Here is a 24268-nt window from a genome sequence, read left to right as displayed (position 1 = left end):
ATCTCCGGTTTAGTTAATTTCGATGACGATTACTGTGTTGCACCAATAATTTCTTCGATTCTGATCAGGTTGAAATCATAATCAAGGACATTAATCAGATATTCTTCATGCAACTGATAGGCTTGCTGAATGGCCGCAAAAAATTCGAGATAACCGATTTCACCACCTTTAAAGGTTGAGAGTGCGGTTTGCCGGATCAACTGCGCTTGCGGAAGTGCGTGTTCTTCATAATATTGAAGCGTCGCAGCCAGATTTCTCTGTCGGGTTTCCATCATATCCAGCTCAGTATTTAGCTGTTCCTTCACAGAAGCCAATTGCGTTTCATTCACCTGTTCCTGAATTTTAGCAGACTGAATTCGTGCTTTTTGTGCTTTGCTAAAAATGTGAAAAGACAGACCGGCATGCAACACATTAAAATTCTTCTCCCGCGCAATCGACTGGTTGATTACTCCTACCCGCCAATCCGGTAATGTATTCCTCTCTTCGAGACGTGTCTGGATCTGGCTGCTGGTAATATTTTGCTGCAAAACATTTAAGAACGGATTGGAGTCCGGAGTTAAATCCGGCGTGATCAAATTACCGGCATGTCGTTTAAAGACTGTATTGGTATCAATCGAAACCGTATCCCGCGTGTGAAGAAGTAACCTCAGCGAAGCATAATGAATTTGCTGTTCTCTCTGCGAACTCCTGATTCGCTGCAACAAATTTTGATATCGGCTTTCGGCAGTAACTTGTTCGAGCCGGTTGGTCTCGCCCGTTTTGAACCGCACATCTGCCGCCCGCGCCGATTGCTGATATAACTCGCTTTGCTCCCGAAGAAAACCGAGTAATTTCTGATCGTAAACAAGTTGGTAATAAGCACGTTTTACCTCATTGGCCAGGCGCCACTTATCTGCGTCCAGCTGATATCGCGCGCCTTGCACATTGGCTTCTGAAAGTTTTTTCTGCGTTTTATAAACACTCAGTGGAGCGAAGGATTGAATGGCAGTGGCCGTATAATCCGTATTCCTGGCCTGGGTCTGACCATATTGCACATCCAGATCTGTTTTTGCAGGATTAAATGAAGCCCCGACCAGTGCCTGCTGTCTGCTGATAACCAGCTCTCCTGATTTTACGGCAAGATTTTGCGTCGTTGCTTCCTTAACAGCCTCATCGAGCGACAAAATCCTTTGCGCCTGAGCTTCAGTTTTTGGGAAAGAAAGCAGGGCAATCAGTATCATTCCTGCAACTACTACCCTATTCGCATTATTCCGTTTTTCAACACGTTCTTTTACCAGACTATATAAAACCGGAAGCACAATCAGGGTCAATAAAGTTGCAGTGATCAGACCGCCGATCACAACAGTCGCCAACGGACGCTGTACTTCCGCGCCTGCCGAGGTCGATAATGCCATGGGCAAAAACCCTAGTGAGGCCACACCGGCGGTCATAATCACAGGTCTGAAACGAGCCTTAACCCCAGCCACAATCCGCTCACGCAGTGACCCTATCCCCTCTTTTTCCAGCTGATCAAAATAGCTGATCAGTACAATTCCATTCAAAACTGCAACACCAAAAAGTGCAATAAACCCAACGCCGGCAGAAATACTGAAAGGCATATCACGGATCCATAAAGCCCAGATTCCTCCGATTGCAGAAAGCGGAACGGCAGTGAAAATAATAAGCGCTTCTGTCAGTCTTTTGAAGGTAAAATAAAGAAGAACAAAGATCAGCAGCAGCGAAATCGGAACGGCGATGGACAACCGCTGACGGGCCTGTTGCAGATTTTCAAACTGTCCGCCATATGAGTAATAATAACCGGTCGTCAGAACCACGCCTTTTTCAATTTTGGCCTGAATATCATGGACAACACTCTCAACATCTCGATTTAAAACATTGATACCGATCGTAATCCGGCGTTTGGTATTGTCGCGGGAAATTTGTGCGGGTGCCTCTTCATAGGTAATATCTGCCAGTTCACCCAACGGAACAGAACCGCCATTTGGAATGGTCACATATAAATTCAGGATGTCTTTAAGATCTTTCCTATGCAAAGTGTCCAGGCGGATTACCAGATCAAAACGGCGTTCTCCTTCAAAAACAACTCCTGCTGTTTCGCCTGCAAATGATGTTTTGATCAGTTGATTAATGGATGCAACATCCAGCCCGTATTGAGCCAGACGGTCACGGTGATAAGAAGCTTTGATCTGCGGCAAACCTACAATAGGCTCAACGCGACAGCTCGCGACACCTGCAATGGGTTGTATCAATGCAGCGCAATCGTTGGCATGTTCGAACAATTTATTTAAATCATCGCCATAAATTTTGACCACAACATCAGAACGTGCCCCCGTGATCATTTCATTGGAACGCATCTGGATCGGCTGTGTAAATTCTGCCATCACGCCAGGCACTTCTCTTTCCAAAACCTTATTCATTTTTTCGGAAAGTTCCTCGCGGGTATGCGCCGACGTCCACTCAGACCTATCTTTCAGATTGATCATCTGGTCAGTCATTTCAACTGGCATAGGATCTGTTGGCACTTCGGACGCGCCGATACGCCCAACGATCTGGCGGATTTCAGGAAAATTTTTGAGCAAAGCGCGTTCAGCTTTCAAGGAAGCCTGAATGGTTTCGGTGAGCGAAGTTCCTGTCGGCATACGGAGGTCAATGGCGATATCACCTTCATCCAGCTGCGGAATAAATTCACCTCCCAAGGCTCCAAACAGCATCACACTTCCAATAAGCAGAGCTAGTGAAGCGCCGACAATTGCTTTTCGATATGACAACGCGCCTTTAATCAAAGGCTGGTAAAAATTGTATAATTTATTGACCAGTCGATCCGAGAAATTCTTTTCGTTATTGATTTTGGAAGCAAGAAACAATGCCGAAGCCATCGGAACATAGGTAAACGAAAGAATCAATGCACCCAAAATCGCAAAACTTACGGCGAGCGCCATAGGCTGGAACATTTTTCCTTCAATACCTGAAAGTGAGAGAATGGGAAGATACACGATCAGAATAATAATCTGACCAAAAACAGCGGAAGTCAGGATTTTGGATGCATTGACCTGAACAGTATCGTCCATTTGTTTTTGAGAAAGTTTATCTCCCGTTTTAAAATGGGTTTGCAAATAATGCATCACTCCCTCAACAACGATCACGGAACCATCCACCAAAAGTCCAAAATCGATTGCACCAAGACTCATCAAATTTGCTGACACACCGAAGGTATGCATCATCCCAAAAGTAAAAAGCATCGAAAGCGGAATTACGGAGGCCACGATCAATCCTGCACGAAAACTTCCAAGTAATAATACCAAAACAAAAACAACGATCAGTCCACCTTCCAACAAGTTGTTGCGAACAGTTTTAATTGCCTTATCAATCAGTTTCGCGCGGTCAATGAACGATTCAATTTTAACACCTTCCGGCAAAGATTTCTGAATTCTTGCCATACGCTCTTTTATGGCTTTTACGGTGCGGTCTGCGTCGGCGCCTTTCAACATCAAGACCACCGCCCCGACGGCTTCACTTTTTCCATCTCGCGTCATCGCGCCATAACGAACTGCATGACCGAACTGAACCGTTGCCACATTACTGACCTTCATAGGAACGCCATTCACGGTTTTGATAACGATATTGCCAATATCATCAAGATTTTTTACGGTTCCTTCTCCCCGGATGAAGTATGACTGGCTGTCTTTTTCAAGATAACTTCCTCCCGTATTGCTGTTATTTCGCTCGACAGCAGTGAAAACATCACCAATGGTTATGCCGGCCGCACGAAGTTTTTCCGGATTGATACTTACTTCGTACTCTTTCACAAAACCGCCAAAACTGCTGACTTCCACCACGCCCGGAATTCCGGTTAGCTGGCGTTTCACGATCCAGTCCTGCATCGTTCTGAGTTCGGAAAGGTCATAACGTTTCTCGTAACCGGGCTGCGGGACGAGTGTATACTGATAAATTTCGCCGAGCCCGGTCGTGATGGGAGCCAGATAAGGGGAACCAAATTCCTTTGGAATATCCTGAGCAGCGAGAGATATTTGCTCTCCAACCAGCTGGCGGGCTTTGAGAATATCCATATTGTCATTAAAAACGACGGTGATCACGGAAAGCCCGAGGCGCGAGACCGAGCGAATTTCTTCGACGCCCTGTACATTGGTTAAACTAAGTTCTATGGGTGCCGTGATATACTGCTCCACTTCCTGCGCGGCAAGTGCCGGCGTCTGCGTTAACACGACTACCTGGTTGGTAGTAATATCCGGGACTGCATCTATCGGAAGTTTTGACAGCGCGTAGATTCCCCAACTGATCAGGCCCAAAACCATCAGGCCAACGATCAATTTGTTCCGTATACTAAAACGGATTATTGAATCAAACATAAAATAAATATCAATTGACTGTCGGTGACAAATTCCTGATACCAACAGTTAGCTTTTCAGAGTGAAAATTTCAATATTTTTACAAATTGAAATACAAACCGAAAGGCAAAACTTATGGTAGCATGAAGCTATCAGCAACCTGTAAAATAGGAAATTAGGAATACAAACTCAGAGGTATTCAGCCTAAATTCGGAGGATTCAAAAGCGAAGAATGATGTTGGAAAGAGTAGAGATTATTCCACCAATAAGTATTTTTATCCTGAAATTCGGTCACTAATGGTTGAGAATATCCGGGAAAGTGAAAATCAGCGATGACGTAAGAATGCAGGGAATGTCCGCTTAATGAAGGCAGCGTTTCATGCTGGTTTTTTTCTGAATCAGGAGCATTCTGTGCATGCTGCGAAGCGGTTGCATAATGCATTTGCATGAACGTACAGAAAGAAATCTTTCCGTTGGTCTCCTGTTTGTGTTTTTCAAAATGCGCCATAAGCTGCGGCAAACGGCTCAGTTCCTCCCAGCATTCCATGGAAGGTAAAAAGCTGCCCAGCAAAATATGAAAACTCAATAAACAGGCGAAGATGCGGATCAAGGTACTTTCAGATTATACTTGTCTTACCAATATTCAAAGATAGAAATTTTACGAACAGGCCAATTTTCAAAGCAAATAAATACAAAAAGTACTTGGTATAGTAAAATCCCGGCGAAATTAAATCGATATCCGCCGGGATTAATCACACTTTTTTAATCAACGTTATAAAGAAAAGGCGCTTTTCTGATATACCTTTTATCGTGCAACTGTTGTTCCAAAAAGGCGGCAATGTCAGCAGTACTGATTTTAGTTCCCGCACAATCCTCTATGCTTGAATCTACTGCAAAACTTGTAACTGTGTATTCAATTAACGGAAGTCTCACCAAAGTCCAGTCCAGCTCGCTTTGTGAGAGCAGATGATATGCCTTTTCACGGTCGGCATGAATTTCAGGAAAACTTTGTTTCATCCATTCCGTTGCCGCCATTGTCTTTTCACTTTTTTTGTCAAAAGGTGTGTTAACATTTACGCCCGCAAGAAGAATATAACGTTGAATACCAAATTCCTGCATTGCTCGTAACACGTGTTCAGTTGCTGTGCTCGCAACCATCGGCTCACCCGGTCTTTGCCCAATTGTACTGATTACCGCTTGACAGCCGGAAAGCAATTGGCGGATATTCTCTAAAACAATCGCATCACCAGTTACAATCTCAACGAGAGGATTGGTAAGATTTTCACCAAATTCTTCATTTGAAGTTTCGAAGTTTTCAGGAATTTTTCTAAGCAGGATTTTTAAGTGATACCCTCTGGAAAGAAGGTGGTTGACAAGATATTTTCCGGTACGACCGCCGCCGCCAAGAACAGCTATTTTTTTATAAGAATTCATTTCTCCTCACAGTTAAAAATATGAAACACAGATTTTGGGGTTGATTTTCAGTGTGAAAACAACCTCATTCGCAGCCTTTCGATTAGCTGCTATCTTTTCAATATTTTATCAGGAGATTTGAATGAATCAAAAATAATAGAAATTTTTGAAAGTGCAGATTTAACGATTGATGACTGCGTAGCTCCTTCTTATTTTTTCCATTTTTTAGTAAAAAACCAGGAACCAGCGAAGAATTTTATAGGTTAGCAATGCAGTCCGGGCATTTTTGGTTTAATCTCAAAAATTAGATTCCGGGTTGCACACCTCGGATAAGCCCATTACTTTTGAAGTACTGATGGCTGTTTAGAAGATTCTTAAATAAAATTATAACAATATCATGAGTCGTTATTTAAAAGGTTTTGAAGGTAATCCTGTGAATTCTGAGCTGATCGATGTACTTGATCAGGCGGTTGGAATTTTATATAATAAAAGTGCCGGAGCTGAATCAAATGGAAAAATTTCCGACGGACCGGTTGGTTACGAATTATCAGAAATGCCTGATAACATTGTCACAAAATCCTTCGAAATTTTGACCTGCAAAGCGGCGGTAGGTAATCCGGCCGAAGATCTTGCAGAAAAATTATATGATTGTTTTTATGCATGGTTAATTGAAAAAGAAGACGGTGAGTCGCTACTTGAAGATTTTGATGGCCCGAAAGAAAAAATACCGGTTTCTTATATCGTTACCAATGAGCCTTACTTCGTTGAACCTTTTAAAAATCTTGGAGTAAATTTTGATTTGAAAGCAGAAGTTGATGGCAGAACGCCTGAATTGTTTGGTGAAGAATTTGCAAAGGAAATTGTCTGGACCTATACTTTCGAAGTGCGTATTTGCGCTCCAAGTAAAAGTTAATCATTTTATAAAAACCAACTTTTAAAAGTTGGTTTTTATTTTTTCTCTCCCTCCCAACTTTTCCAAATTGAAAAATGTTCGACCGCATCAATACATACCTGATACGCCACGCCAATCTGACGGTCGAAGAACTTGGGTATTTCAACTCCATTTTACAGCACAAAACTTTTCCTAAAAAGACAATTCTATTGCACGAAGGCGAAGTTTGCAACTTCGAAGCATTCATCAACAAGGGCTGTATCCGCATGTATTATATTGATGAAAACGGTTTTGAAGTAACTTTGCAGTTTGCGATCGAGGATTGGTGGGTAAGTGACATCGCCAGTTTTCATGATCAGAAACCAAGCTCCATGTTCATCGAGACGCTTGAAGAATGCGAATTATTAATCCTTTCTCCCCAGACAAAAGAATCGCTGCTGGCACAAGTTCCGCAGTTGGAAAGAATGTTCCGGATTTTGGTGCAACGTAACCTTTCAAGCTTACAGGGACGATTATTTAAAACCATTGCAACCAGCGCACAAGACAAATATCTGGATTTTATCAAACGTTACCCAACGATTCCGCAGCGTGTTCCCCAACATTATATCGCTTCTTATCTTGGCATTTCTGCCGAATTTTTAAGTAAGGTCCGCACCAAGCTTTTGAAAAAATAATTTTTCAGTTTTTAGTTTTCTTGTCCTGGTTCAATGTTTCCGCTTCCCGGTTACAGTTCCTTTGTATTGTTAATTTATTGATAGGAAGCAAAACAGATTGCAGGATACGGCCAGAAATATTGTTGAAAAATTTTTATCAATTTTTGTTTTCTTGTCCTAGTTCAATGCCAGGCTTTCGTAGAATGAAGAACTTTGTAACATTAAATCGGTAAACGACAATTAATCATGGAAAGAAAAGATTTTATCCGCAAAGGCCTGATGGGAACTGGAATGTTCGTGGCGTCGGCATCGGTTGGAAGTGTAATTAAGAATGACATTGATGAATTGAAAGAACTGGATGTGATTGGTTTTAATCACTTACCTAATACAGAATCAAAAGTAAAAGCGAACACCGTTCTCCATAAAGCAGATACCCGTGGACATGCAAATCATGGCTGGCTTGATAGTCACCATACTTTCAGTTTCGCAAATTATTACAATCCCGACCGGATGCATTTTGGTGTATTGCGCGTCTTGAACGACGACCGAGTAGATGGTGGAAAAGGTTTCGGCAGACATCCGCACGACAATATGGAAATCATTTCAATTCCATTGGAAGGCGATCTTGAACATAAAGACAGCATGGACAATGTTGCCGTGATCAAACATGGTGATATCCAGGTTATGAGCGCGGGAACTGGTATTTTCCATAGTGAATACAACAAGAACGAAGATCAGGACGCGAAGTTTTTGCAGATCTGGTTATTTCCTAAAAGCAAAAATGTAACGCCTAGATATGATCAGTTAACACTGAATGTTGAAGACAGACATAACAACTTGCAGCAGATTCTTTCTCCAAATGCAGATGATGCTGGTGTGTGGATTAATCAGGATGCCTGGTTTCACATGGGAAAATTTGATAAGGATTTCTCGGTAGAGTACAAATTGAAAAATTCTAAAAACGGAGTTTATGCCTTTGTTCTTAAAGGTGATATCTCGATTGAGGATCATGCTTTAAATCAACGTGACGGATTAGGAATCTGGGATACTGGCAGCATAGCAATCAAAGCAAATTCGCAAGATGCAGAAGTGCTTTTGATGGAAGTGCCGATGTCCATTTAGGTATTAGTTGTTAGCTTTTGGCTATTAGCTAAATGGCTCAATCCCAGTATCCAGTCACTTCTGAAAGCTAAATTGCTAACAATTGACAATCAACATAATTAAGATAATTTAATCTATCCGTAAAGTCGGAAGTAATAAACAAAACGCTAACGCCTAATCGCTAATAGCCACTAACAATGGAACATATCAAAATTGCAAATACGAAGCACGATGTGCTTGACCTTATAAAAAACAGATGGAGTCCGCGTTCATTTTCTGATAAAGTGATTCCTGAAAATGATTTAAATACGATTCTTGAAGCTGCGGCCTGGGCGGCTAGCGCAAATAATGAGCAGCCATGGCAGTATTTTTATGCTTCGAAAAACAACGAAGGTTTTGCAAAAATCGCAGACAGTTTGTTTAAAGGAAATAAACCCTGGGCTCAGCATGCGGACGTCTTAATTGTTGCAGTTGCACGCAAAACTTTTGAAGCGAACCAGACAGAAAACACTGTGGCGCTGCATGATTTAGGAATGGCTAATGCACATCTACTTTTACAAGCTTCGGCATTGAATATTTACAGCCACATGATTGGAGGTTTTGACAAAGCTAAAATTTCAGAAACGCTGGGGCTTACAGAAAATCAGGAAGCTGTGGCGGTCATCGCGCTGGGATATAGAGATGAAGCCGAAAAACTGCAAGAGCCGTTCAAAACGAGGGAGGTTACGCCACGTGTTCGCAAACCGCTGAATGAGTTTGTTTTCCCACAAAACTGATACACTGATGGAAACTCCGAAAGTTAATATTCTGGTGGTCGGAAGACACGAAGAGATTCTTGAAACGGTTCTCCGGATCATCAATAAAAGTGAAAACTGGGTTGCCCGGGGAGCAATGAAGGACGAAGAGGCAATTGCTTTATTTGACACCGAAAAATTCGACATCGTACTTTTATGTGGTGGTATCCAGGAAGAATGTGAAGCCGTTTTACGTGAAACTTTCAAGCAAAAAGATCCGGAAATTATTATTATTCAGCACTACGGCGGCGGAAGTGGCTTGTTAAGTAACGAGATCATCCACGCTTTGTCGCAACGCGAATCTTCAAAAAATTACAACGTCTGATTTTCTTGTCCTGGTTCAATGTCCAGGATTCAGAAACTTCGGAAATTTGTATAACAAAAAAAAAACAATCATGGAAAATCAAATCTTAGGTCTGCATCATATCACTGCCATAGCAGGAAACGCGAAACGTAATCACGATTTTTACACGCAAGTATTAGGTTTAAGATTGGTAAAAAAAACCGTCAATTTTGATGATCCCGGCACATACCATTTTTATTATGGCGACGAAGTTGGATCTGCCGGAACGATACTAACATTTTTTCCGTGGGAAGGTACTGCGCAAGGCCGTACCGGAACAGGGTTGGCAACTGATATCGGATATTCAGTTCCAAAAGGAAGTCTCGATTTCTGGTCCGATCGTTTTACAGAGTTTGACGTAAAACAGGGAAATAAAGATGAAAAATTCGGTGAATTGTATCTTCCATTTCAGGATCCGGACGGATTGAAAATAAATCTGATCGAGTCAAAAATAGAAGACACTAGAAAACCTTGGGAAACCGCAGATGTGAAAGCGGATGTTGCTACAAAAGGATTTCACAGCATCGTGCTGACATTGAAAAATATAAAACCAACTGCTGAAATTTTAACCGATATTTTCGGGTATAAATTGTTGGAGCAGGAAGGAAATCGTTACCGATTCATAACGGATGCAGTAGAAAACGCAGCCATTGTGGATTTGATCGAATCACCAAATGAAGATCGTGGTTATAATGCCGGAGGAACCAATCACCACGTAGCATTCCGGGTTAAAAACGATCAGGTTTTAATGGAATTCCGTGAAAAAGTAGCCCGGAAAGGCCTGAATATCACGCCGAAAATTGACCGTGATTATTTCTTTTCACTCTATTTCAGAGAACCAGGTGGGGTTTTGTTCGAACTTGCTTCTGAAAATCCAGGCTTTGCAATTGACGAAACTGTTGAAAATTTAGGAAGCAGTTTAAGACTTCCAAAACAATATGAGGCATCTCGCAAAGAGATAGAAAAAATATTACCAAAGTTGTAAAAGCCAGTCAAAATTTCGAAGAAAAAGCGGGGTTAAAACCCCGCGCTTTTCTCCGAAATCCAAGACTTGATCAACATTAAGTTCTGAAATCATGCATACTAAAAAAGTAGTAACCGCAGGAAAAAATATTGACGAAACTGATAAAGTTTTGATCATGATTCATGGCCGGGGCGGAAGCGCAGAGGATATTTTATCGCTGGCTGCACATCTGAATACCAAAGATTACGCGCTTCTTGCCCCACAGGCCACCAACAACACCTGGTATCCAACGTCATTTCTCGCAGCTCCGTCTGTCAACAAACCATGGTTGTCTTCTGCTTTGCAGATTATTGATGAAGTGGTCGCCGATGTGGTAGCCAAAGGTATTTTGAAAGAAAATATTTTTCTGGCCGGCTTTTCGCAAGGCGCGTGTTTGACATTGGAATACGTTACCAGGAACGCTGGAAAATACGGTGGTGTAGTTGCGTTCACCGGAGGATTGATAGGAGATAAAATCTATGCTGAAAATTATTCAGGGGATTTTGAAGGCACGCCGATATTCATAGGAACCAGCGATCCCGATCCGCATGTTCCGGTTACACGGGTAAACGAAACGACTGGAATCCTGGAATCCATGCATGCCAATGTAACAACGAAAATTTATCCGAACATGGGACATACCATTAGTCGGGATGAGATTGAGAAAGCTAATACCTTGGTTTTTAATAAATAACAGGATAAAGTAAAAGCCGGAAATCGCTGAGCACTGCTTGACGATTTCCGGCTTTTTTGTGGACAAACTGTCAATTAAATGTTTCCATATTACTCACGATAATCCGGATCGCCGTCGTGGAAACCGATGGCAAAAACATAACGTAGTGAAATTCCAAAAGTCATTCCGGTTCCATCCGCCTTTATTGTTGACTGCTGCGTTTGAACCTTGTTGACGAAATACGCCATATCCGTAGTCAGTGAAGTTCCGAACCCCCACTGTTTTCGTGCGTAAAAACTCAGATCAATTGCTCGTGCAACTTTCAAAACATACTCGGCGGTAACGTCTGCAAAGGTTGTAATTTTTGAACTTGTATGCGTATCACTCGTCAAAAATAAAGTATCAAAAACTGGCTGGCGACCTTGCCGTGAATACCCTTCAAATTGTAAATATTCTTTTTGTTTTCCGGAATTTGGTACCAATCCCGCACCCGCACCAATCCAAAAAGCGGATCTCCGAAGAGAGGAATTTGATCTTCCAAACAAGAGGCGGCGTTTTACTCTTAATGCAAGGTTGTTCTTGTCGTTTTCCATTTTGTACTCCATCGGATAATCGCCGTTAATGATCAGAATATTATGAATCGGGGATCGCGAATAATCCAGTTCAAGCGCCCATTTTTCCTGGTTTACCCACCCGAGCGAAGCACTATATCCAGATTTGGCGCCGGTCCTCGTATCAATAAGTCCCCCGAAAGTACTGGAAATTGAAGCCTTATCAGTTCTTAAAAATCCGTCTATTCCGAAATACAACCGGTTGCGGATTTTCAAATTATTTGTGGTGGATATCGCAGTAATTTTCTGATGCGTTTTGAATCTGTTAACCTGTGGTGTTACCGGCTCGTAATTAGGTTTAACTGGCGCGGTTACTGGATTATAGTAGTCCTCAGTACCCTGCGAAGCTGCCACCTGAGCACTAATAATAATTGTCAGAAGAGTGTAAAGTGTTTTCATAAAAAAGGGTTCCGAATTTATCTAGCCTTACGCCTTCAAAGTTAGAACCGTTGCATCGGTCAAATATTAATAAGGCGTTATTTGTCAATTTAATAATTTCGCACAAATAGTAACCTCTTGGCAACAAAATCGAATAAAATACTACAATATATTTAAAGAATATTTTACAAAAAAATCCCTCCGAATCAAGTTCAGAGGGATTTTTCATGGCTAATTTAACCTAACACTTATTTTATATTTTAATCAAATTATTACGACCAAAACCCCTGTACTCGCACAGTCTCAGCTGACGTTTTTTTCAATTGTTTTCTTAAATGGACACAGGTGGGTATATGTCCGGCCACGTAGACTGTCGCATTTTCAAGATCCTCGTTCTGTACCCATTTTGTGATTCCGTGAAAACCGCCCTGATCTGTTTGTTCCACAGGCGTTATATCCCAATGGAAATATTGAGAAAACTCGATGCGATGATTTTCTTCAGCAATAGCAATCGCGCCGGAAAGGCTGTTTTCGCCGGACAGCTGCTGCAATGCCAGATAATGTCCTATTGTTGTCATGTCACCCAGCGCAATCATTTTTCCATGATCAGCAGGTTTGTGCACGGTCGAGCCAACACCTACATAAGTCACATAATCTCCTTCTTTCAGCGATTGCACCCATTCACTTCCCGGACCTTCCTGAATGGCGTCAATGTAGAGCGTACATGTCCTGGTTTCAACATCCCAACCAGCAGGCGTATAATCGCGGTAAACTCCCGTTGCTACTTTTATTTTAATATGCTGGACGGATTTCCATTTCGACATATCCATAAATGGAAAATGGAAATCGACTTCGTAAAATGTAGCCGGATACCAGGTTCTTATGGCCAATACCAATCCTTGTTTTGCTAATGAGTTTTCAAATAAATTCAGCGCGGTTTGTTTTAAAATATTCATGACTTATGGCGTTGGCTGTTAATAAATAATTATCATAACGGACTTTGTTCAGGCAGACGTTCAAGTTTCGCTTTTACTTTAACAGTCAAGCAAAATTTATTTGTCTTCCGCCGTCTGACATTACAAATCAACACCAGAACCAAGGTTCAGAAAGTCTTTCCGGATTTCTACACAAAAAATATTTATTGTTTCAGCTTTATTGCTCTGTCGAGCAAATCAGTCGATTGCAATATTTTATTTTTCAAGTAATAAGGATAATCACCTTTTTCTTTCAGAAACGTATTGACTATGTTAGCTGCTTCTTTTTCTGAATGTCCGGAAAATGTACTGTGCAGCCAACGTTGGGGGAAGAAAATGTCACCTGTCAGCTGTACCTCCTGCAAAAGATCAAGCGACGGCCGCAAATATTTCAATGCACTTTTGGACCGCAACGGATGATGCAGAAATGGCAATGCTTCCAAAACCCAGGCTTCGTGTTCTCTGTTTTCTTCCTTTCTTAATGACTCGAAAAATTTGTCACGTTCCACTTCGTCCTGGCTTATGGCAGGAATGACGAATTCCATTTTTGCGCGCCGGTCTGGATTTTTCGTATTGCTTAGCTGCTTGGCCAGTACACCTTTTGCATCGACATGTCCTTTCAGTGCCAGTTCATAAGCCAGTGAAATTTTATCGTCTTCTGATAATACCAAATCTTTAACTTTCAGCTGATCATTCCAAAGCACTTCGAGTTTTCTCAACCCGCTTTCCGTTAAAGCAACATTTCTGAATGCACGGAAATAAGAATTCTTCATTCCTTTATCAGGCGTTTTTTCCAGTAGTGACCATAGTATTTGCTCTATGTTTTCCTGATTTCGTTTACGTTGCTGATCCGTCAGAAATGTCCACCAGATTGTCTGAATATTTCCAAGCAGATAATCAGAGATCAGTGCGTTATCTTCCTTTTGCAAAACGTCTGAAAGGTAAATCAGATAACGTTCAGGTTTTGCGCCGTCACCACGCAAAAATCCTTCCCAAATATTAACGAGCATTGCTCCTCTGAAAACCGGATTCGCGAAAGTAGTATCCTTTGTAGTATCGTAACGCAGGAAAAAATAATCCTCCGAAACAGAATCCATTTTAAAATAACCATACGCCTCTCCATCCGAATTTGGAAAAACCATCGCCGGAAAATCCGGTTTCCTAACACTTTGAAGCTGATTAGACAGATTCAGATTCACCTTACCTTCTGCAAATTTCTCTTTCCAAAAAACGACAGCCGGCTGCTGCCAGACACGATCAGATACAGAATCCTGTTTCTGACGGATTTCAATTTCTTCTTTTTCGCCAATTAATTCATACTCCGGCATTCCAGGCGTTTTCACCCATACATTACTCCAATCGGCAATGTCCAGCGGACTTTTTTTATCAATTATCCCAATCAGATCATCCCAGCGCGCATTTCCGAAAGAATACTTTTTCAGATATTCACGAAGGCTTTCCCTCATCATATCTTGCCCAATTTTCTTCTCAAGTTGGCGCATGACGATCGGCGCTTTCTGATAAATAATCCCGCCATACAAAGTCCCTGCATTTTTCAGATTTCCAAGATTTTGCAGGATCGGATTCGTGCCCGCACTTCTGTCGACCTCATACGCTCTTGGATAATGCGCCAGCAAAAACCTCAACTTATGATTGATTTGCGGGAAAGATGGGTGAACAATTTTGGCAGCCATAAAATTGGCAAAAACTTCTTTCAGCCATACATCGTTAAACCAGTCCATCGTCACCAGATCGCCAAACCACATATGCGCAGATTCATGGGCAATAACGCTCGCGCGTGCAAGCTGTCGGTTTACGGGAGGATTTTCGTCGAGAAAAAGGGCTGATTCATTATAAAAAACGGCACCCGGATGCTCCATACCGCCATATTGAAATGAGGGTAAAAGTACAAAGTCAAACTTTCCGAATGGATATTCAATCGCTGTATATTCTTCAAGCCAAGTCACGGCTTTTGCATGTAAATTAAAAACTTCATCACGGTTACGGTTCACTTTTACGCTGTCCGTTTCCCGATAATACATTGTCATTTCGCGATCACCAATTGTTTTTGTTGCTTTAAAGAACTTCCCCGCAGCAAATGCAAAAAGATAAGAACTGATGGGTTTTGTTTCTTCAAACTGATAAATACTGGTATCGCCAGACATGGCTTTTTCTTTCAGTTTACCATTGGAAACGGCTTCCCAATTGCCTGGTGTTTTTAGCGTAAGCTGATAAGAAGCTTTTAGATTTGGCTGGTCAAATAGAGGAAAACAGGTGGATGCGCGGTCGGGTACGAAGAGTGTATAAAGATATTCCTCATTCCGGTTTAGAGACAAATCACCTGCAATGAATTCAATAGTAACCCGGTTTTTTCCTTTTACAAGTTGACCCGGATTGATGATAATATGTTCATTAACGAATTTATAATCAGCAATTTTATCTCCTGATTTCACCGAAAGAATCTGACTTTGATCATTACTAAAATCAAGTACCAGAGCAGAATCCAGCGTGTTAAGATTAAATAAAATCGTTTGTGTGCCGCGTATTTTTTCTATTTTTTTTGAAGGAATATTCAGCTCAATAACATACTGGATACTGTCAATCGTTTTCTTCCGGTAAGCGTTGAGCGGAAAAGAAACGCCTTTTTCTACAACATCTTCTTTATTGGTTTTACAGCTTAAATTCAGCAGAGAAACGCTGACTAAAAATATAAGTAAAGATCTGATTTTCATTAATTGATGGCTTTGGTATTAACTATTGCTATTTTTCTTTCAAAAGAATTAATTGTGTCCGCTGGTTATTTTTCATTCCGGGATTATCGTCGGTGATCAGCAGAAGCCGGCGTTTCCCGTTCTCAGCCTCCCACCACGACATTCCTTCCAGATTATCAACTACAATGGGAAAACCTTCATTGAAATCAAATGCTGGCTTGGTATCCTTTTTCAGATGAGAACCCTCAACGGTGACCTGCCATAATTTCGCCTTGATTTTGTTTGTCACTTTCAGGTCAAAACACCTTTCCAAAACCAGCAACTGATTTTCATTAACGGACAGTATTTCAGAGATTCCGCCACGCTTTTCAGTCGGACTTTGTTGACAGCCACTTCTGTCGATGACATAGGAATATTCTCCTGCCTGTGAATATCCGGTTTTCAGTTTTTCAAATTTCCTGAAATGGATCGTGTCATTTCCAACTTCCGTCTCCCCTGCCCAACCCGCTTCCGGTGCCACCCAAACATTTCCGCTATCAGTCACGGCGATGCCCTCGATACCTTTGTTGTCTGCCGGAAGATGAAGTGGCGGAAATAAAAAAGCTGGAGGAAAAGCGTCCATGTAACTGACATAAGTGGACGTATCACATGTCTCCGTATTGGCCACATATTCATTTTCTACGGCATAAAAAAACGTATTCGAAGTTGCATCAAAACGGAGAGCCTCATACCATAACCCTGTTTTTTTATATACGCCCAGATTTTGCCTTTTTTCAAAATCATGAATGGTATTAATGCTGTCAAAAATAAAATAACTACCTCTGTCGCTGGCCAGATGCCATTGATTTCTGGAAGAGATATATTCAATGCCAGATATCCCATGCAGGCTACCTTCCGGTTTTTGAGGGAGCAATGTGTAATCAGACAGCTCAAATTGGAGCGACTGCGCTTTTGAAATGTGGGATAAAGAGACAAATAAGATTACGGCGATCAGGTTTCTCATTTCTGGTAAGCGCTTTTGAGGGGGATTGCAAAAATAGTACACATATAGCAGATAATTCTGATCGAGCCTGAAGAGTTTCTGGCAGATAACTGAAATTTTAATCATCCGGCATATTCTGAGATATGCTGATAAAAAGCTTGTTTAATCTCCTTAATCTAATAAATCACATGTTTTTGACAACTATAAATCTTCTCTTACCTTTATCTTATGGAAAATACCAGAGAACTAAGGCTTGCGGTGTTGATCGACGCCGACAATGTGCCGTATGCCAATGTAAAGGGTATGCTGGAAGAAATTGCAATTTACGGCACCCCTACTTTTAAACGAATTTACGGCGACTGGACCAAGCCTACGCTGTCGGGATGGAAAACGGTTTTACTTGAAAACGCGATAACACCCGTTCAGCAATATAGCTATACCTCAGGAAAAAACTCTTCGGATTCTGCGTTGATCATTGACGCGATGGACATTCTTTATACGGGGAATGTAGATGGTTTTTGCATCGTGTCCAGCGACAGCGATTTTACAAGACTGGCCACCAGGTTGCGTGAAGCCGGGATGAAGGTTTTCGGTATCGGAGAGAAGAAAACGCCATCTGCATTTATAGCTGCATGTAACAAATTCATTTACATAGAAATCCTCAAAAAAGAGATTAAGCCGGAAGCTGCCGTTGCTGAAACATCGAAGTCAACGAGCATTCCGAAAGAAGAAATAACGCCTGTTTCTAAAATCGACAAAGGACTTATTAAATTAATATCTGAAAGTATTAATGACCTTGCAGATGAAGATGGATGGATTTTCCTGGGTGTTTTAGGAAATATGATCCTGAAAAAACGTCCTGAATTTGACTCCCGAAATTATGGCTTTAAAAAACTGCTGGACCTGATTCGTTCGATTAAAACAATTGAAGTAGAAGAACGGCATACCGGAAAAAATAACACTTCCCATTTTTATGTGAAAACGAAGTGACGTTGAAATTAAATTCGGTTCCAGATACCATCCGGCGACTTCTTGTGGTGTAAAATAGATACGATCACAACTGTGCCCGCAATTTCATCCACGTAAAAGTGAATTCCGTAGGGGAAAATTTTTGTATGAGCCACTCTGACGTTTTTGTACTGGATATTATAAATGAACGGAGCTTTCTGAATATTTGATATTGTATTCCTTATTGCGCTGACAAATCGTTTTTCAAGACCTGGTTTTTGCTCACAATACCAAATTTTTGCAGATTGAATATCAATATCGACATCATCGAGATATAGAATTTGATACTTCATATCAAATTTCCTTATCTAATTCCTTAAAAAGATCTTCTATTGGCTTTAAGCTGCCTGGATTCTTTTCTATTTTATCAAGTCGCAAATCGATAATTTCTTTTTGCCATTTCGGCAGTTCTTGATTTAGTGTCTCAATATCCGGATAGACTGATTTTATTAAAGTCCAATCGTCAATCGGGATAAAAACGCCGGTGTTCTTTCCGGAACTGTCTTGAATAACCTGTAATTTCATTAGTTACGAATTAGGTATTAACAAAAATAAGAAATTCTAAGCAACGGTTCAATACACCGTTTGGAATCTTGGTAAAACGTAAAACTTTGTTTTATTCATTCCAAACTTTTTGAGTAATTAAAAAACTTCAGTGACTTATACTACCTAAGCGGAGAAAAATTACGCTTCTACTTATTACTTAAAACTAACTAACCACATTTATGCATTTGAATCGAATTAGCCACATTATTCCGGCTGTTGTTATAGGTTTAGGAATTTTCACTACTGCCTATGCGCAAGTTGGTGTTGGAACCAAACCGGTGAAAGGAGCCGAAGTTTTTATGGATGGCTCAAAAAAAATGCTGGACGAAAAATGGATTTATTGGAAAGGTCCTAGGTTAAAGGCTGAGATGCCGATAAAATGGACAGTCGTAAATGATCCTGTTGATAAAGGAACGGTTATTAATTGTTTTGATCCGTCAGCGGCAGGTGGTTTGTATGGCGCAGCTGATATTGTTACGAAAAAAGAATTCCGCGACTTCCGTGCGCACGTAGAATTTTTTATAACAAAAGAAGGCGGAAACAGCGGAGTTTATTTGCAAAACAGATACGAAATCCAGGTTTTGGATGGCGATACAACTTCACATGGAATGGCCGCAATTATTAACGAGACGAAGTCACCCTACCAGGCTTACAACGGTGTTGGCAAGTGGAATGCCTACGATATCCTCTTTCGTGCAGCAAGATTTAAGGATGGAAAACTCGTCGAAAAGCCGTTGGTTACGCTTTATTTTAACGGCAAAAAGGTTCATACCAATCATTCAATAACTCAGGTTTGGGGCGGGCCAAATTCCGGAATTGACGGCGGTAACGATGGCGGAAAAGGAATCACTGACGTACCGGGCGGGTTGAAATTACAATCAGAAGGGCATAATGTATATTTCAGAAATATCTGGATCAAGGAGGAGGACTTGAAAAAGGCGGATACCAATTTTTGATGTTTGTATCAGGAAATCTATAATGATAAATAATGTTCAGAAGGTGTTGCCATCATCATGTTTCATTATTTGATCTAAAAAAAAAACATGCTGATAAAGCGAAAACATCGCTTTATCAGCATGTTTTTATGTTGCGACTATTACTTCTTCTTATAATTAATCTTGAAAATCGTTCCGTTCAAATCGTCGGTAACATACAGTGCGCCATCTGGCCCTTGTGCGAGCCCACAGGGACGGTGTTCAATCGGACCGGTCGGTTTCGCAAGATCTGTCCCCGCAAAATTGTCGGCGAAAATCTCCCATTTGCCCGCTTTGCCGTTAACGAACGGTACGAAGGCAACCATATAACCTTTATGCAATTCAGCCGACTGGCTGTGAAATGCAATAAAAGCTCCGTTCTTATATCTGGCTGGAAACATGTTCCCTGTGTAAAACATCAATGCATTGGGACCTAAATGAGCAGGAAACGCAGCAACCGGATCCAGTGCTTTTTCTCCGCCAGTTTTTTTTCCGTCACCTCCATATTCCGGAGCCAGGATTTTCTTTTTCTGGATGTGATCATAATAGATATATGGCCAGCCGGCATCGTCTCCACCTTTCAACTGATACATGGTTTCAGCCGGCAATTCTGCACTTTGTTTAGGAGTATAATATTGAGGATAGAAATCATCGAATTTTCCTCTTCCGTGCTGCGTAGCAAACAACGAATTTGTTTTTGTATCCCAGTCAATTCCTACCGCATTTTTAAGTCCCGTACTGTAAAGTTTGCCGTCGGCGAAAGTTTGGTTTAACTTATCTGCCTTAAATTTCCAGATCCCGCCAGCCGAATCAAGAATTGAACATGGCGACATTCCCTTCCCACTTCCGGCAACCCGGCAATTGTCGCTGTAAGAACCTACCGTAACGTAAAGATTTCCCTCCTTGTCAAGCGTGATCGGTTTTGCATTGTCGCGGCCCTTATCAACCAATCCGTCCAGGCTTTTTTCTGGTTTTTCAGTATCAATAATTTCTTCTTTTTCATTTAGTTTGTATCGATACACGCCGGTATTACTCGAAGAATACAAATATCCATCTTTGATATAGATTCCGGTTCCAGGATAATCGCCAAACATTTTTTTCTCATCAATTACGCCATCATTATTTTTATCCCGCAAAATGTAAATTCCTTTCCCCTCTTTCAACTTTGAAAGTTTGACGTAGATATCGCCACTTTTCCCCACCGCAATATGTCTTGTCGGGCCAAGATCGGACGCCAGAACGGTTGCGGAAAAACCGACAGGGAGTTTAATTTTATTTTCTTTTTCATTTGCAACAACTTTCCCGGCTGTCAATTCAGACCGATCCAATTCTCTCATGGCGAGTAATCCACTAATTCCTGCAACGGCTGTAAATAGTGTTGCAGTTTTAAAAAATGTTCTTTGCATCTGGTTAATCAAAAGGTTTAGAAAAGTTTAACTTTATGTAATAATTGGACTGATGGACGGTTGACCTATGCTAATAAAAGCATTAGAAAGGCAATATTACTCTGACCATTTCAATGATTTTCAAAATAATAAATTCTTATGGAATGATTTTTGGAAAAATTAGTTTAAAACAATTGTCGGTAATATTTTTGGCCCACGTTTTAAGCGCTTACAAAACTTCCGCTAACCTTAAATTCTATTAACATGATAATTGATGACGATTTTTCACTAGACGACGAGGATGATGATTTGCCGGGATATCCGCTCTACCCTGCATCGGAAGATGTTTTCAGCAAAGGATTGATTGAAGAAGATATTGATCCTGAGGATATCACCAAAATAAAAAAAGAATTGGGATTGGAAGCGGACGACTGGAATGAAAAAGATTTTGATGATGATCTGACTGGTGATGACCTGGATGTACCTGGTTCAGAACTTGACGATGATGAGGAAATTGATGGAAATGAAGACGAAGAAAACAATTATTACAGCTTAGGCGGCGATAATCATAACGATCTCGAAGAAAACCAGGGCGATTAACAATCACTACCACTTATAACTATCTGATTTATCCCGGTTCTTAGCCGGGATATAATTTCTTTCACCTTGTTGCGAGAATGTCACGCAATTCCTCTGTCAGTTTTAAAAATAATTTAATAATAAGAGGATTCTTATTCAATATTTTAATCAAACCAATAATATTCCTTTTTTGTCTCTTTTTGTTAGAATATATTTGCCATAATGATTATTCTTATACTCAAATATTCTAATGAAATTCTTATTTACGAGTTTTCTTCTTCTATTCTGCCTGACACAACCCAGCGTTTTTGCACAAAGCAAATATGAATTGAATTCAGGCTGGAAATGCAACTCCATCTTGAAAGTAAAAGATCAGGGAACAGCAATTTCTTCACCAGCTTATTCCTTGGCAAACTGGATTCCGGCAGTTGTGCCTGGTACTGTCTTGACCACGATGCTGGAAAATAAACAAATTCCAGATCCGTTCATTGGAATGAACAATGAAAAGATTCCAGATATTTTCAAAACTGGTAACGACTATTACACCTATTGGTTTGTAAAAGATTTCTCAGAAACCGTTAAACCTGGCGAAGAAGTCTGGCTTCATTTCCGGGGTGTAAATTATAGCTCGGACATCTTCTTGAACGGAAAGAAACTTAACGCTAAAAAACACAGCGGTATGTTTCTTCGTCAATCTTTTAATATCACTTCTTTACTGCAAAAATCAGGCGTAAACCGTCTCGCTGTAATTGTTTATCCTCCGGACGAAGTTGGAAATCCAAATGGCGGACAGGGCGGAGACGGAGCTATTGCCAAAAATGTCGCGCATCAGTATGTAGCTGGCTGGGACTGGATTCAGCCAGTTCGTGACCGTAACACTGGGATCTGGGACAAAGTTATTATTGAAAAAACAGGTAAAATCAATATCAAAAACCCGCACATCATTACGCTTGTAAATGGTCAGCGGAAACCAGAAGGAAATCAGAAACCTGCAACGGTTAAAGTTTCGACGGAGGTTGAAAATCCGACGAACGCTGCGCTAAAAGGGACCTTACTATTCACGATTGATGGAAAGAAAGTTTCCAAAGAAGTTACAGTAAAACCGCATACCACGGCAGAGATTACCTTGCCGGATCTTTCTCTGGAAAATCCAAAACTTTGGTGGCCATATGGTTACGGAGCGCAGCATTTGTATGCTTCGAAAATTCAGTTTATTATCAACGGTGCAGTTTCTGATGAAGAAAAAATAAATGTTGGTGTACGCGAAATCCAGGCAGACTGGAATTCGGTGACCCGCAGTAAGCAAATTTCTGTTAACGGTCAGCGCGTATTCATCAAAGGCGGAAACTGGATTATTTCAGATGCTATGCTTCGTTTTACTGATGCCAGATACGATGCAGAAGTGCGTTTCCATCGTGATATGAACCTGAATTTGTTACGTATCTGGGGCGGCGCGCTGACAGAAAGGCCTGAATTTTATGACGCTTGTGATAAATATGGAATCCTGGTAATGCAGGATTTCTGGGGATCCGGCGACTGCAATGGCCGGTGGACTGACCCTATGAAAAGAGACGATCAGTGGGTGCGCAGGAAATATCCGGACGACCATAATCTGTTCCTTGAATCAGCGGCAGATCAGATAAAAATGATCAGAAATTACCCATCCCTTGCCATCTGGTGCGGTGGAAATGAAATTACGCTGCCACAGGATATTATGCTGCCGCTTCGTGATTCGATACTGACCAAACTGGACGGAACACGTTGGTTTGTAGATTATTCAAACTCCGATGATATGTCTTTCAATTTTCTGGGAGGAAACGGTGACGGACCTTATGGAATCCAGCCTTTGAAACGCTTTTTCGAATACAGAACCTGGCCTTTTAATTCAGAAATCGGGTCCGTAGGTGTTGGAGATTATGAATCGCTGGAACGCTTCATGTCAAAGGAAAATCTTGTTCCACCTGTTTACAATACAAAGGACAAAAAGGAAACTGTGGATTCGGTTTGGGAATATCACAAATATATCGGCTACGGTGGCTATATCGAACCTTACGGAAAAGCAAAAGATCTTCGGGATTTTGGTAAAAAAGCACAGCTTGTAAATTATGATCAGTACCGATCTTTGATGGAAGGTTTCAGTGCGCACATGTGGGATTGGTATACCGGCGTCATTATCTGGAAAACACAAAATCCATGGACATCGCTTCGCGGCCAGATGTATGATTATTATCTGGACCCAAATGCTTGTCTATACGGTTTGCATAACGGAAGTGCGCCGCTGCATATTATGTTTAACCAGGCTGACAGCACCATAATGATCACAAATAACACCTTTAAACATCAGTACGATTTGATGTGGGTGGCCAAAACAATTGATATGAATGGCAAAGAAACCAGTCTTGGACAGGCATTTTCAGAAATCGGCCCATCAACGACGAGGATGATTACGCCAATCAATTCTTCCATTCGTGAACTTGCCAAAAAAGAAGGTGTTTTCTTATCACTAAGATTGTTGAACCTTGACAAGGAAATTGTGAGCGATAATTTATACTGGCTGCCTGATGCCGAAGGTAATTACAGCGGTCTAAATAAAATGCCAAAGGCTGAGATCAGTATCAGAACAAAACAGCTCGAAAAAGGAAAAATTGAAGTGACTTTATCAAATCCTGCAAAAAATCCCGTAGCATTTTTTAACCGATTATCGCTTGTTGACCCAAAAACAAAAAAGCGGATTCTGCCTGTGTTTTATGATGACAATTATGTTTCTGTTTTACCCGGAGAAAATAAAACCGTAATTATGGACTACACACCTTCATCAGGAGAAATGCCACTTGTGTCATTGGATGGCTGGAATGTGAAAGAACAGCTTGTTGAAATAAAATAATTTGAGGTGAAATATAAA

The 24268-nt window shown here is 41.1% G+C and carries 20 protein-coding genes and 1 pseudogene; 11 read left to right on the top strand and 10 right to left on the bottom strand.

Annotation, left to right across the window (positions count from 1 at the left end):
• Nucleotides 1-29 precede the first annotated feature (29 nt).
• The 3 genes from L0657_RS26725 to L0657_RS26715 all read right to left on the bottom strand — a co-directional run bounded on the left by L0657_RS26725 (nucleotide 30) and on the right by L0657_RS26715 (nucleotide 5780).
• The gene (locus L0657_RS26725) at nucleotides 30-4367 is read right to left on the bottom strand and encodes a CusA/CzcA family heavy metal efflux RND transporter (protein WP_235153850.1); all 4338 of its coding nucleotides are present in this window, start codon (nucleotides 4365-4367) and stop codon (nucleotides 30-32) included.
• Nucleotides 4368-4545: 178 nt separating this feature from the next.
• Entirely contained in the window at nucleotides 4546-4956 is a 411-nt protein-coding gene (locus tag L0657_RS26720) for a hypothetical protein (protein ID WP_235153849.1), read from the bottom strand.
• 152 nt (nucleotides 4957-5108) lie between these two features.
• Nucleotides 5109-5780, bottom strand: a complete 672-nt coding sequence (locus L0657_RS26715) for an NAD(P)-dependent oxidoreductase (protein WP_235153848.1) — start codon at nucleotides 5778-5780, stop codon at nucleotides 5109-5111.
• 376 nt (nucleotides 5781-6156) lie between these two features.
• Between L0657_RS26715 and L0657_RS26710 the strand changes: the two genes are divergently transcribed.
• The 7 genes from L0657_RS26710 to L0657_RS26680 all read left to right on the top strand — a co-directional run bounded on the left by L0657_RS26710 (nucleotide 6157) and on the right by L0657_RS26680 (nucleotide 11239).
• Entirely contained in the window at nucleotides 6157-6672 is a 516-nt protein-coding gene (locus tag L0657_RS26710; protein ID WP_235153847.1) for a hypothetical protein, read from the top strand.
• A 74-nt stretch (nucleotides 6673-6746) separates the two neighbouring features.
• Nucleotides 6747-7325 (top strand): Crp/Fnr family transcriptional regulator, encoded by a 579-nt coding sequence (locus tag L0657_RS26705; RefSeq protein ID WP_235153846.1) that lies wholly within the window; start codon nucleotides 6747-6749, stop codon nucleotides 7323-7325.
• A gap of 225 nt (nucleotides 7326-7550) precedes the next feature.
• Nucleotides 7551-8426 (top strand): pirin family protein, encoded by an 876-nt coding sequence (locus L0657_RS26700; RefSeq protein WP_235153845.1) that lies wholly within the window; start codon nucleotides 7551-7553, stop codon nucleotides 8424-8426.
• Nucleotides 8427-8602: 176 nt separating this feature from the next.
• Nucleotides 8603-9181, top strand: coding sequence for a nitroreductase family protein (locus L0657_RS26695; RefSeq protein ID WP_235153844.1), 579 nt, complete (start codon nucleotides 8603-8605; stop codon nucleotides 9179-9181).
• A gap of 7 nt (nucleotides 9182-9188) precedes the next feature.
• Nucleotides 9189-9524, top strand: a complete 336-nt coding sequence (locus L0657_RS26690) for a response regulator receiver protein (RefSeq protein ID WP_235153843.1) — start codon at nucleotides 9189-9191, stop codon at nucleotides 9522-9524.
• A 70-nt stretch (nucleotides 9525-9594) separates the two neighbouring features.
• A complete protein-coding gene (locus L0657_RS26685; protein WP_235153842.1) occupies nucleotides 9595-10527 on the top strand; it encodes a ring-cleaving dioxygenase in 933 nt (310 codons plus the stop codon).
• A 91-nt stretch (nucleotides 10528-10618) separates the two neighbouring features.
• Nucleotides 10619-11239, top strand: a complete 621-nt coding sequence (locus L0657_RS26680) for an alpha/beta hydrolase (RefSeq protein ID WP_235153841.1) — start codon at nucleotides 10619-10621, stop codon at nucleotides 11237-11239.
• Nucleotides 11240-11328: 89 nt separating this feature from the next.
• Here L0657_RS26680 and L0657_RS26675 read toward each other — a convergent pair whose 3' ends face one another.
• From L0657_RS26675 to L0657_RS26660, 4 genes and pseudogenes are all read right to left on the bottom strand, one after another.
• Entirely contained in the window at nucleotides 11329-12228 is a 900-nt protein-coding gene (locus L0657_RS26675; RefSeq protein ID WP_235153840.1) for a hypothetical protein, read from the bottom strand.
• Between the two features lie 251 nt (nucleotides 12229-12479).
• Entirely contained in the window at nucleotides 12480-13163 is a 684-nt protein-coding gene (locus L0657_RS26670) for a hypothetical protein (protein WP_235153839.1), read from the bottom strand.
• A gap of 182 nt (nucleotides 13164-13345) precedes the next feature.
• Nucleotides 13346-15913, bottom strand: a complete 2568-nt coding sequence (locus L0657_RS26665) for a M1 family aminopeptidase (RefSeq protein WP_235153838.1) — start codon at nucleotides 15911-15913, stop codon at nucleotides 13346-13348.
• Nucleotides 15914-16055: 142 nt separating this feature from the next.
• Nucleotides 16056-16895 (bottom strand): annotated as a pseudogene (locus L0657_RS26660) (esterase-like activity of phytase family protein); the annotation flags it as partial.
• Between the two features lie 207 nt (nucleotides 16896-17102).
• On the opposite strand from L0657_RS26660, the gene L0657_RS26655 reads away from it, so the two are divergent.
• Nucleotides 17103-17864, top strand: coding sequence for an NYN domain-containing protein (locus L0657_RS26655; protein WP_235153836.1), 762 nt, complete (start codon nucleotides 17103-17105; stop codon nucleotides 17862-17864).
• 8 nt (nucleotides 17865-17872) lie between these two features.
• Here L0657_RS26655 and L0657_RS26650 read toward each other — a convergent pair whose 3' ends face one another.
• Both L0657_RS26650 and L0657_RS26645 read right to left on the bottom strand, forming a co-directional pair.
• Entirely contained in the window at nucleotides 17873-18175 is a 303-nt protein-coding gene (locus L0657_RS26650) for a type II toxin-antitoxin system RelE/ParE family toxin (protein ID WP_235153835.1), read from the bottom strand.
• Nucleotide 18176: 1 nt separating this feature from the next.
• A complete protein-coding gene (locus tag L0657_RS26645; protein WP_235153834.1) occupies nucleotides 18177-18407 on the bottom strand; it encodes an addiction module component CHP02574 family protein in 231 nt (76 codons plus the stop codon).
• Between the two features lie 200 nt (nucleotides 18408-18607).
• Between L0657_RS26645 and L0657_RS26640 the strand changes: the two genes are divergently transcribed.
• Nucleotides 18608-19384, top strand: a complete 777-nt coding sequence (locus tag L0657_RS26640) for a DUF1080 domain-containing protein (RefSeq protein WP_235153833.1) — start codon at nucleotides 18608-18610, stop codon at nucleotides 19382-19384.
• A gap of 140 nt (nucleotides 19385-19524) precedes the next feature.
• On the opposite strand, the gene L0657_RS26635 is transcribed toward L0657_RS26640, so the two are convergent.
• A complete protein-coding gene (locus tag L0657_RS26635) occupies nucleotides 19525-20808 on the bottom strand; it encodes a sorbosone dehydrogenase family protein (RefSeq protein ID WP_235153832.1) in 1284 nt (427 codons plus the stop codon).
• A 243-nt stretch (nucleotides 20809-21051) separates the two neighbouring features.
• Between L0657_RS26635 and L0657_RS26630 the strand changes: the two genes are divergently transcribed.
• Nucleotides 21052-21387, top strand: coding sequence for a hypothetical protein (locus tag L0657_RS26630; protein WP_235153831.1), 336 nt, complete (start codon nucleotides 21052-21054; stop codon nucleotides 21385-21387).
• A 229-nt stretch (nucleotides 21388-21616) separates the two neighbouring features.
• Nucleotides 21617-24250, top strand: a complete 2634-nt coding sequence (locus L0657_RS26625) for a glycosyl hydrolase 2 galactose-binding domain-containing protein (protein WP_235153830.1) — start codon at nucleotides 21617-21619, stop codon at nucleotides 24248-24250.
• Nucleotides 24251-24268 lie beyond the last annotated feature (18 nt).

The sequence above is a fragment of the Dyadobacter sp. CY345 genome, assembly GCF_021502725.1.
Classification (GTDB): Bacteria; Bacteroidota; Bacteroidia; order Cytophagales; family Spirosomataceae; genus Dyadobacter.
This window is presented reverse-complemented; position numbering and strand designations above follow the sequence as displayed.